The sequence below is a fragment of the Streptomyces sp. AcH 505 genome (genome assembly GCF_000818175.1).
GTDB lineage: Bacteria > Actinomycetota > Actinomycetes > Streptomycetales > Streptomycetaceae > Streptomyces.
The window spans coordinates 2,880,983-2,890,487 of the sequence record NZ_JTIY01000001.1 but is presented as its reverse complement, the minus strand read 5'-3'; the positions used below and the strand labels follow the sequence as shown (position 1 = coordinate 2,890,487).

General features: G+C 72.5%; 11 protein-coding genes. 8 read left to right on the top strand and 3 right to left on the bottom strand.

Translation table 11 applies throughout. The features are described from left to right. Positions 1 to 61: 61 nt before the first annotated feature. A complete protein-coding gene (locus tag HY68_RS13285) occupies positions 62 to 979 on the bottom strand; it encodes a DUF3027 domain-containing protein (RefSeq protein WP_041988427.1) in 918 nt (305 codons plus the stop codon). Between the two features lie 379 nt (positions 980 to 1,358). Here HY68_RS13285 and HY68_RS13280 point away from each other — a divergent pair, with 379 nt between their 5' ends. The 4 genes from HY68_RS13280 to HY68_RS13265 are packed head-to-tail and all read left to right on the top strand — an operon-like array spanning position 1,359 to position 4,784. Further along, positions 1,359 to 2,708 carry an MFS transporter gene (locus tag HY68_RS13280; RefSeq protein ID WP_041995948.1) on the top strand — a complete coding sequence of 450 codons (1,350 nt, stop codon included), beginning with the start codon at positions 1,359 to 1,361 and terminating at the stop codon, positions 2,706 to 2,708. A 27-nt stretch (positions 2,709 to 2,735) separates the two neighbouring features. After that, positions 2,736 to 3,236 (top strand): hypothetical protein, encoded by a 501-nt coding sequence (locus HY68_RS13275; protein ID WP_041988424.1) that lies wholly within the window; start codon positions 2,736 to 2,738, stop codon positions 3,234 to 3,236. A gap of 7 nt (positions 3,237 to 3,243) precedes the next feature. After that, positions 3,244 to 3,948: a futalosine hydrolase gene (locus HY68_RS13270; protein ID WP_041988422.1), complete on the top strand. Its 705-nt coding sequence runs from the start codon at positions 3,244 to 3,246 to the stop codon at positions 3,946 to 3,948. Further along, a complete protein-coding gene (locus HY68_RS13265) occupies positions 3,945 to 4,784 on the top strand; it encodes a 1,4-dihydroxy-6-naphthoate synthase (protein WP_041988419.1) in 840 nt (279 codons plus the stop codon). Before HY68_RS13270 ends, HY68_RS13265 begins: the two co-directional genes overlap by 4 nt. A gap of 25 nt (positions 4,785 to 4,809) precedes the next feature. Here HY68_RS13265 and HY68_RS46045 read toward each other — a convergent pair whose 3' ends face one another. Then, positions 4,810 to 5,193: a cold-shock protein gene (locus tag HY68_RS46045; protein WP_041988417.1), complete on the bottom strand. Its 384-nt coding sequence runs from the start codon at positions 5,191 to 5,193 to the stop codon at positions 4,810 to 4,812. A 198-nt stretch (positions 5,194 to 5,391) separates the two neighbouring features. Between HY68_RS46045 and HY68_RS13255 the strand changes: the two genes are divergently transcribed. After that, on the top strand, positions 5,392 to 5,679 hold the full coding sequence (locus HY68_RS13255) for a hypothetical protein (protein WP_041988414.1): 288 nt from the start codon (positions 5,392 to 5,394) through the stop codon (positions 5,677 to 5,679). Here the strand turns inward: HY68_RS13255 and HY68_RS13250 are convergent. After that, a complete protein-coding gene (locus HY68_RS13250) occupies positions 5,628 to 6,293 on the bottom strand; it encodes an HAD family hydrolase (protein WP_041988411.1) in 666 nt (221 codons plus the stop codon). The genes HY68_RS13255 and HY68_RS13250 overlap by 52 nt on opposite strands. A gap of 117 nt (positions 6,294 to 6,410) precedes the next feature. Here HY68_RS13250 and HY68_RS13245 point away from each other — a divergent pair, with 117 nt between their 5' ends. From HY68_RS13245 to HY68_RS13235, 3 genes are read left to right on the top strand one after another with little or no spacing between them, the layout of a single operon-like run. Beyond that, positions 6,411 to 7,493, top strand: coding sequence for an iron ABC transporter permease (locus HY68_RS13245; RefSeq protein ID WP_078863587.1), 1,083 nt, complete (start codon positions 6,411 to 6,413; stop codon positions 7,491 to 7,493). Beyond that, positions 7,490 to 8,551, top strand: a complete 1,062-nt coding sequence (locus HY68_RS13240; protein ID WP_041988407.1) for an iron ABC transporter permease — start codon at positions 7,490 to 7,492, stop codon at positions 8,549 to 8,551. Before HY68_RS13245 ends, HY68_RS13240 begins: the two co-directional genes overlap by 4 nt. Beyond that, positions 8,551 to 9,390, top strand: coding sequence for an ABC transporter ATP-binding protein (locus HY68_RS13235; protein ID WP_041988405.1), 840 nt, complete (start codon positions 8,551 to 8,553; stop codon positions 9,388 to 9,390). The genes HY68_RS13240 and HY68_RS13235 overlap by 1 nt, the downstream gene beginning before the upstream one ends. The last annotated feature ends 115 nt before the right edge of the window (positions 9,391 to 9,505 follow it).

Here is a 9,505-nt window from a genome sequence, read left to right as displayed (position 1 = left end):
GACACCGGCACCAACCGCACGCGGCGCAGCCAAAACCCGCAGCCAAGAACCCGTCCGAGGGCTACGGCTGGCTCGGGCCGTCCGTCGGCTCACGGCCCGTGCCCAGCGGGAACGCGTCCGCGCCCATCGAGTCCAGCACCGGCGGCGGTGGCCGCAACGGCGCCGGCATGACCGCCGCCTCCGAGTGGCCGCCGCAGCCGTACGCCAGCGAGACGACATGCCCGTCCGCCGGCGAGAACTCGTTCGCGCAGACGCCGAAGGCCTGCCGCAGCGAGCCCGCCAGCGGCATCAGGAAGCCGCAGGAGACGCACGGGGCCGGCGCCGCCTGCGCCATCGCCGTCTTGGGGCCGAACGATTCGTCCCACCGGTCGGCGGCGACGTGCAGGCCGTACCGGGACAGCACACGCGCCCGGCGCATGCCCAGCTCCTCGGCGACGGCCGCGATCGTGCCGCGCACCGGCAGCTCCGAGGGGGGCGCCGGCGACGACAGCGGCGGCGTCAGCTCCGCGTCCTCCGCCTCCACCAGGTCCGCCAGGTTCTGCGGAGTGACCACTTCCGGGACCACCGAGTTCGGCGGCGGCGCGTCCTCGCCCGTGTAGCCGGGCTCCAGGCGCAGATCCTCCGCCTCGGTGGGCAGCAGGTCGCCCGGGCCCATGTCGCCGGGGCGCAGCCGTTCGCTCCACGGCACCCATTCGGGGGCCAGCAGCGAGTCGGGGCCCGGCAGCAGAACCGTCTCGTCCAGCGTGACGAGCTTGGAGCGGGACGCGCGGGTCACCGTCACGGCCCAGCGCCAGCCCCGGTAGCCGGGCTCCTTGCATTCGAAGAAGTGGGTGACCACGCGGTCCCCGTCGGCCACCGCCGAAACATGCTCCCCCACGACGGCGGGCGCCGCCGTTTCCTCGGCGGCCGCCCTGGCGAGGTCTACCGCCTCGGCGCACAGACGGTCGGGGGTACGGCTTCGCGTCGTCGCAGCACTCACAGGTCTCGCTTCTCTCCTACGCCGTATCACGGGTGCGCCGGCCGATCAGCGGTGTACGAGCCGAGGGCGGAGCGGACCTGGGGACCGCATCGACGTCCAACGCCCGACCACTTCCCGGGCACACCTACCGTCATCCATTCTGCGGGATGACGAAGAGGCGCGCGGCCGAGAACAACCGCCGGTGGCGCGCTACGCACGCTACCCCCTCTCTCGCCCCCCGCCCACCTGCACGCCGTCTCTTCCCGCAGTTCGGACAACACCGCAACAAGGCCGTGACCCTACGGAGGGCCGGGTGAGGAGGGGTCGGAGCGGCGCGGCGCCCGGCCCCGTCATGGCCGAGATCGGTTCGGTTTCCCGGCGTGTGGGGCACTATGACGGGGTGGCAGCCGCAAGGTCGTCCGATGACGCCGGCTCGCTCCGCAAGACGGCGCGGGCCATGAGTCGTGCCCTGAGGGCGCCGTTCACCCGCACGGCGAAGGGGATCCGCAAGGTCACGCACGCCCATGGGGCGGGCGAGTCCGGGCTGGGAAAACTGATCGAGCTGCACGCCGTGAACGGCGCGGGCGACGTCATGATCACGGTCGCGCTCGCTTCCACGGTGTTCTTCTCCGTGCCGACGGACGAGGCGCGCGGCCGGGTCGCCCTGTATCTGGCTGTGACGATGGCGCCCTTCACCCTGCTGGCCCCGGTGATCGGTCCGCTCCTGGACCGGGTGCCGCACGGCAGGCGCGCCGCCATGGCCATCGCGATGCTGACCAGGGCCGTCCTGGCCATCGCGATGTCGAGCGCCGTGGCGACCGGGGGGCTTGAGCTGTATCCGGCGGCGCTCGGCGTGCTGGTCGCGTCGAAGGCGTACGGAGTGGTGCGCAGCGCGGTCGTACCGCGGCTGCTGCCGCCGCGCTTCCCGCTGGTGCGGGCGAATTCGCGGGTGACGCTGGCCGGGCTGCTGGCGACGGGGATCGCCGCCCCGATCGGGGCGGGGCTGCAGTCGCTGGGGTCGCCGTATCCGCTGTACGGGGCGTGCGCGATCTTCCTCGGGGGTACGTTCCTGGCGCTGTCGATGCCCGCCAAGGTCGACTCGGCGAAGGGTGAGCGCAAGGCGCAGCTGCTGGCGCACGGGAAGACGAAGCGGCCCAGTCTGCGGTCGGTGGGGCCTTCGGTGCTGCACGGCCTTGAGGCGAACTCGGCGCATCGCGCGCTGTCCGGCTTCTTGATCTTCTTTCTCGCGTTCCTGCTGCGGGAACAGCCGCTGTCCGGGCTGAGCGAGGCCGTCTCGCTCGGCATCGTGGGTGTGTCGGCCGGGGCGGGGAACGCGCTGGGTACGGCGGTGGGCGCCGCGCTGAAGTCCCGGGGTCCCGAGGTGATCATCGCCTCGATGCTGGGGATCGCGCTGACCGCGGCTGTCTTCGCCGCGCTGTTCTTCGGCGGGGTGATGGTGGCGATCCTGTGCGCCGTCGCGGGTCTGACGCAGGCGCTGTCGAAGCTGTCGCTGGACGCGGTGATCCAGCGTGACGTGCCGGAACAGGTCCGTACGTCGGCGTTCGCGCGGTCCGAGACGGTGCTCCAGATGGCCTGGGTGGTGGGCGGCGCGGTGGGTATCGCGCTGCCGCTCAACGGGGTGCTGGGGATGTCGGTCGCGGCAAGCGTCATCGCGGTCGGCGCGATCGCCGCTGTACGGGGGCTGCTGGGTGCGGCCAGACGCGGCTCGCCGCACCCCCGCGCCGCCTGAGCCGGAACGACCGATAGCCTTCGGCCCATGACCGTTGCGTTCTTCTCTGGTAAGGGCCGCAGGGCCGGTGTCGCCCTCGGTGCCGTGTCGGCCGGGCTCCTCGTCCTCGCCGCCTGTGACAAGCCCACCCCCATCGCCACCGTGACGGTCGGGACGAGTACGACCCACACCGAGGCGTCCTGCTACAACGACGGCAACGCGATCAAGTCGGGCGACGTCAAGCCCTGCCTGAACGAGAAGGCCGGCCACAGCATCAAGGTCGCCAGCGAGGACACGGTCAGGTTCGGGGTCGACCCGAAGATCGCCGACCACGGCTGGGAGCTGTTCCTCAACGGCCAGCAGGCCGAGGGCACGCCGAGCAAGACGACGTACCGCACCTTCCCCGGCGCCTCGTTCTTCCAGGCCAACCAGCAGACCGGCCAGCCCGCCCCGGACAGCCTCCAGGTCAGCGTCGTGGAGATCGGCGGCGCGGGCGGCCAGGAAATCTTCGGTGTCTGGCACTTCGAGCTCAAGAAGAAGAAGTCCTGACGCTGCCATGCGCGTACTGGTGGTGACGGCGGTCGCGGCGGAGGCGGACTCCGTCGTCGCCGGGCTGACCGGGTTCGAGCGCCGCGAGGTGCCCCCGCTGCCCGGTGGTCGCACCCTGACCGCCGGTACGACGGGGGGCGGCGCCCTGGTGGACGTCCTCGCGGGCGGGGTCGGACCGGCCGCCGTCGCCGCGGCCACGGCCACGGCGCTGGCTGTCGGTGACCCGTACGACCTGGTGGTCTCCGCCGGCATCGGCGGCGGCTTCGCGCCGCATGCCCCGCTCGGCTCGGTCGTCGTGGCCGACGCCATGGTGGCCGCCGATCTGGGCGCCGACACGCCCGACGGCTTTCTCGCCGTCGAGGAACTGGGTTTCGGCCGCGGCGTCCATCTGCCGCCCGCGGAGCTGACGGCCCGGATGGCCGTGGCGACCGGGGCCGTACTCGCCCCCGTACTGACCGTCTCGACCGTGACCGGCACGGCCGCCCGTACGGCGGAGCTGACCGCACGTCACCCCCGGGCCGCCGCCGAGGGGATGGAGGGCTTCGGCGTCGCCGAGGCCGCGGCCGGGTACGCCCTTCCCTGTGCCGAGCTGCGCGCGATCTCCAACGTCGTAGGACCGCGCGACCGGGACGCCTGGCGGATCGGCGCGGCGCTGGAGTCGCTGCGGCGCGCGGTCACGCTGCTCACCCCCGTTTTCGAGGAGTCGTCATGACCCTGCAGATCGCCTATTCGCCCTGCCCCAACGACACGTTCGTCTTCGACGCCTGGGCGCACGGCCGGGTGCCGGGCGCGCCCGCGCTCGATGTGACGTTCGCGGACATCGACATCACCAACGGCATGGCGGAGCGGGGTGAGTTCGACGTACTGAAGGTCTCGTACGCCGTGCTGCCGTGGGTCCTCGACGAGTACGCGCTGCTGCCGTGCGGCGGGGCCCTGGGCCGTGGCAACGGGCCGCTGGTCCTCACGCGGGACGCGGACACCGATCTGACGGGGAAGACCGTCGCCGTGCCGAGCGAGCGCTCGACGGCGTATCTGCTGTTCCGGCTGTGGGCTGCGGACGTCGTCCCCGGCGGGGTCGGCGAGATCGTCGTCATGCCGTTCAACGAGATCATGCCGGCGGTGCGCGACGGCAAGGTGGACGCCGGTCTCGTCATCCACGAGGCGCGTTTCACCTATCAGGATTACGGGCTGAATTCGCTGGCCGACATGGGCGAGCACTGGGAGACGACGACGGGGCTGCCGATCCCGCTGGGCGCGATCATCGCGAAGCGCTCGCTGGGCGAGGAGACGCTGCGGCTGCTCGCCGAATCGGCCCGTACGTCGGTGCGGATGGCGTGGGACGACCCGGCGGCGGCGCGACCGTACGTGGACGAGCACTCCCAGGAGATGGACCCGGCCGTCGCCGACCAGCACATCGCCCTGTACGTCAACGAGTTCACCGCCGACCTGGGCGAGGACGGCTACGCGGCCGTACGCGGCCTGCTGACGCGGGCGGCGACCGAGGGGCTCGTACCGCCCCTCGGCCCTGACGCGCTGCGTTTCGTGTAGCCGTGCGGTCGGGTGGGCGGGCCGGTCAGACGTCGAGCTGGTCGGCCACCGCGCGGAGCAGTCCGGCGATCTTCTTGCCGTGCACCTTGTCGGGGTAGCGGCCGCGCTCCAGCATCGGGGAGATGTTCTCCAGCAGGGTCGTCAGGTCCTGGACGATCGAGGCGAGTTCGTCGGGCTTGCGGCGCTGCGCGGCGGCGACGGAGGGCGCGGGGTCCAGCACCGTGACCGACAGGGCCTGGTCGCCGCGCTGGCCGGCCACGACGCCGAACTCCACGCGCTGGCCCGGCTTGAGCGCGTCGACTCCGGCGGGCAGGACGGACGAGTGCACGAAGACGTCGCCGCCGTCGTCGCGGGAGAGAAAGCCGAAGCCTTTCTCGCTGTTGAACCACTTGACCTTGCCGGTAGGCACGTCTGTCCTCGTCCTCGTTCTCGTAAGGGGCGCGCTCCGGCCCGCCGGGGCGCGCGCAGCACCGAAAAAACGCTCTGGAGAGCACTACAGCGGGCCCGTTGACCCGCCATCCCCAAGGCTAATGGTCCAGGGGCTGGTGACAAGACGTCGCCGGACGGTTCCTGTCCGCTCCCGTCGGCATGGAACTACCCTGGTGAGGTGACTGCTACTCCTGCACCCCGCACCGCGGACGAAGCCGCTCCCGGCGACGGCCTGGTCCGTATCGGCGCGATCGTCTTCATCGTCGGCGCCGTCGCCACGCTGGTGACCGTCGCGCCGCTGTTCCTCGGCACGCGTCCGTTTCCTTCGGTGGCCTACGCGATCTGCATGCTGATGGCGGTCGGGTTCGTCATCGCCGCCGTCGGCATACTGCGCACGATCGGCGCGCAGCGCCGTCAGGCGAAGTCGGCCGCGGCCGCGTCGCGCGCGGGGCGCTCGGCCGCGTAACCGCGCAGCCAGTTGGGGAAGGCCGTCAGGTCACGCAGGATCACCTCGGCGCCGGCGGCGCGCAGCTCCTGCTCGTCGCAGGGCCCTGTCGGTACGCCGACGGAGAGCGCGCCGGCCGCGCGGGCGCCGCGTACGTCACCGGTGTGGTCGCCGACGTACACCGTCGCGCCGTACTCGCGCAGCGCTTCCGCTTTCGCCTCGGCCCACAGCCAACCGACCACGGCGTCGGGTTCGATGCCGAGGTGGGAGAGGTGGAGTTCGGCGTTCGGCTCGTGCTTGGCCGTCACGACGATCGCCCGGCCGCCGAGTTCCTGGACGGCGGCGACGGCGGCGCGGGCGCCGGGCATCGCGAGGGTCGGGGTGATCGCGAATGTGGGATAGATCTCCCGGTAACGGTCACCCATCTCCTCTATCCGGTCCTCCGGGAACCACTGCGCCAACTCCTCGTCGAGCGGCGGACCGAGCCGCGTCACGGCCAGGTCCGCGTCGATGAAGACGCCGGTCTCGGCGGAAAGTGCCTGGTAGGCGGCGTGGATGCCGGGTCGCGAGTCGATGAGCGTCATATCGAGGTCGAAACCGACAGTGGGTCCTTGCCGCGCCGTGAGGGATGCCATGAGACCCATTGTGCCCAGGTCGGCGGCCGGATCCGGCTGGCTAGACTTAGCCAAGCCTAACCATCCCGGGGACATGTCTTCGCTGTCTCCACCCGCTGATCTTGTTGATTGGTCCTGATGCCAGCCGCCGCCCCGACGAGCCCGAGTGCCGCCCCGAACACCGGTCGAAGGACCCAATACGAAGGCGCTCCCGGTGCCCGGCGGGCCGTGCTCGCCCGCCGGGCCGGCTGGACCGCGGCGGCGGTCGTCGCCCTGCTCCTCGCGGTGCTGCTGAGCCTCGGCGTCGGGGCGCGGGCCGTCGGCCCGTCCGCCGTGTTCGACGCGCTGCTGCACGGCGGGCACAGCGACGACGCCGAAGTCGTCCGCCAACTCCGGGTGCCCCGCACGCTGCTGGGGCTGATGGTCGGCGCGGCGCTGGCGCTGGCGGGCACCGCGTTGCAGGGCATCACCCGTAACCCGATCGCCGACCCGGGCATCCTCGGCATCAGCCAGGGCTCGTCGGTGGGGGTGGTGCTGGCCATCTCGGTGGCCGGTGTGCACACCCTGTCCGGTTATGTGTGGTTCGCCTTCGCGGGCGCGGCCGTCGCTTCGGTGGTGGTGTACGCCATCGCTTCGAGCGGCCGGGGCGGTGCGACGCCGGTGAAGCTGGCGCTGGGCGGCGCGGCCGTCAACGCGCTGCTGGTGTCGGTGACTCAGGGCGTACTGACCACGAACGCGGCCACGCTCGACGAGTTCCGCTTCTGGCAGGTGGGGTCCGTGGCGGGGCGCGACGCCGGAGTCGCGGGCCAGGTCTGGCCGTTCCTGCTGATCGGCGCGGTGCTGGTGGTGTCGGTCGCGCGCGGGCTGGACGCGCTGGCGCTGGGCGACGACGTCGCGAAGGGGCTCGGCCAGAACGTCGCCACCGTACGGATCGTGGGCGGCGTCGGCGCGACGCTGCTCACCGGCGCCGGGGTCGCCGCCGCCGGGCCCATCGCGTTCGTCGGCCTCGCCGTACCGCACATCGCGCGGGCGATCGTCGGCAGCGACCACCGGTGGGTGCTGCCGATGGCGGCGCTCGTCGGTCCGGTGATGTTGCTCGTGTCGGATGTGATCGGCCGGATCGTCTTCCCGCCGAGCGAGGTCCCCGCAGGGGTGATGACGGCGCTGATCGGCGTCCCGTTCCTGGTCTTTCTCGTCCGCAGGAAGGCGGTGCCGGCATGACGGCGCCTGTGGCTGTTCCGGTACGGCCCGCCGGTTACGCGCGGGTGCGGGCGGGGCGCGGCTCGTTCCTGCTGCACCGGCGGGCGGCGGCGGTGGTCGGCGTGCTGGCGGTGCTGCTGGCCGCCGTGTGCGTCGCGTATCTGTGCGTGGGCGAGAGCTTCGTGGCGCCCGGCGAGGTGCTGAAGGTCGTCTTCGGCCGGCCGTCCCCCGACCAACTGGTCGTCGGCACGCTGCGGTTGCCCCGGATGGTGCTGGGGCTGCTGGTCGGGGTCGCCTTCGGGATCGCGGGCGCGCTGATCCAGACCGTCGCCCGCAATCCGCTCGCGAGCCCCGACATCATCGGCATCAGCCAGGGCGCCGGCGCGGTGACGGTCGGCGCGATGACGTTCGGCGTCACCTCGTACACGGCGCTGCCGTACCTGTCGGTCGGCGGCGGACTGCTGGCAGCGGCGCTGGTGTACGCCTTCGCGTGGCGCGGCGGGCTGCACGCGACGCGCTTCGTGCTCATCGGCATCGGCTTCGCCATCGCGCTGCGGTCCGTCACGACCCTGTTCATGACGAAGGGCGACGTGCTGGTCGCCCAGCAGGCCCAGGTGTGGATGACGGGCTCGCTCAACGGCCGGGGCTACGACGAGGCGGCGCCGCTCGCCCTCGTCCTGCTGGTGCTGACGCCCGCCGTGCTGTGGGCGGCGTACGCGCAGCGCACGGTCTCCATGGACGACGACACGGCGCTGGCGCTGGGCGTACGGCTCGGCCGGGTCCGGCTCGGCCTCGTCGTCCTGGGCGTGATCCTGGCGTCGGTCGCGACGGGCGCGGCCGGTCCCGTCGACTTCGTGGCGCTGCTGGCGCCGCAGATCGCGCGGCGGATGACCCGGACCGCGCAGATCCCGCTGCTGTCGTCGGCGCTGATGGGCGCGTTCGTCGTCGTACTCGCCGATCTGCTGGCGCGGGTGGTGCTGGCGCCGACGGAGCTGCCGGTGGGCGTCCTGACGGCGGCGGTGGGCGCGCCGTACCTGATCTGGCTCATCATTCGCAGCCGTACCGCAGGAGGAAAGTGATGAGCAGGCTCACGGCCCGCGATCTGACGCTCGCCTACGACGACCGCACGGTGGTCCACGACCTAGATCTGGCCGTCCCCGACGGCCGGGTGACGGTGATCGTCGGCCCGAACGCCTGCGGCAAGTCCACGACGCTGCGGGCGCTGGGGCGGCTGCTGAAGCCGCGCCGGGGCGCGGTGCTGCTGGACGGCGCGGAGCTGGCGAAGATACCGACGAAGAAGATCGCCCGGGCGATCGGCCTGCTGCCGCAGTCCCCCGCAGCCCCGGAGGCGATCACCGTCGCCGACCTGGTCTCACGGGGCCGCCAGCCGCACCAGAGCTGGTGGCAGCAGTGGTCGGACGAAGACGAACGCGCCGTCACGGAGGCGATGCGCCGCACGGACGTGACGGCGCTCGCCGACCGCCCGGTGGACGAACTGTCCGGCGGCCAGCGGCAGCGCGTCTGGATCGCGATGGCCCTGGCCCAGGAGACGGACCTGCTGCTGCTGGACGAGCCGACGACGTTCCTGGACATCGCCCACCAGGTGGAAGTCCTGGACCTGGTCCGCCGCCTCAACCACGACCAGGGCCGCACGGTCGTCATCGTCCTCCACGACCTCAACCAGGCAGCCCGCTACGCGGACCACCTGGTGGCGATGAAAGAGGGCCACGTGGTCGCGGAGGGCCCACCGTCGGAGGTGGTGACGGCGGCCCTGGTACGCGAGGTCTTCGGCCTGGAGTCGATGGTCATCCCCTGCCCGGTGACCGGCGCGCCGCTGGTGGTCCCGGGAGAGCCGTACCGCCCGGAGGGCGGGGAGGGCTCGGGGGTGCCGGAGGCCACGGAGCCGGCGAAGGGGTAGGCGCGTGCCCCTTGTCGGGGGCGCGGGCCCGTGGCCGGGGCGCGGGCCCGTGCGGCTGTACGTCAGCGCCCGGAGGGCGGGCAGCTCGCCGGGCCGCGAAGCGGCCGACGGGGTG

Coding starts and splice junctions, on each gene's coding strand:
- HY68_RS13275 (WP_041988424.1), top strand. CDS start 2,736: ATGACCGTTGCGTTCTTCTCTGGTAAGGGCCGCAGGGCCGGTGTCGCC.
- HY68_RS13270 (WP_041988422.1), top strand. CDS start 3,244: ATGCGCGTACTGGTGGTGACGGCGGTCGCGGCGGAGGCGGACTCCGTC.
- HY68_RS13265 (WP_041988419.1), top strand. CDS start 3,945: ATGACCCTGCAGATCGCCTATTCGCCCTGCCCCAACGACACGTTCGTC.
- HY68_RS13250 (WP_041988411.1), bottom strand. CDS start 6,293: ATGGCATCCCTCACGGCGCGGCAAGGACCCACTGTCGGTTTCGACCTC.
- HY68_RS13245 (WP_078863587.1), top strand. CDS start 6,411: ATGCCAGCCGCCGCCCCGACGAGCCCGAGTGCCGCCCCGAACACCGGT.
- HY68_RS13240 (WP_041988407.1), top strand. CDS start 7,490: ATGACGGCGCCTGTGGCTGTTCCGGTACGGCCCGCCGGTTACGCGCGG.
- HY68_RS13235 (WP_041988405.1), top strand. CDS start 8,551: ATGAGCAGGCTCACGGCCCGCGATCTGACGCTCGCCTACGACGACCGC.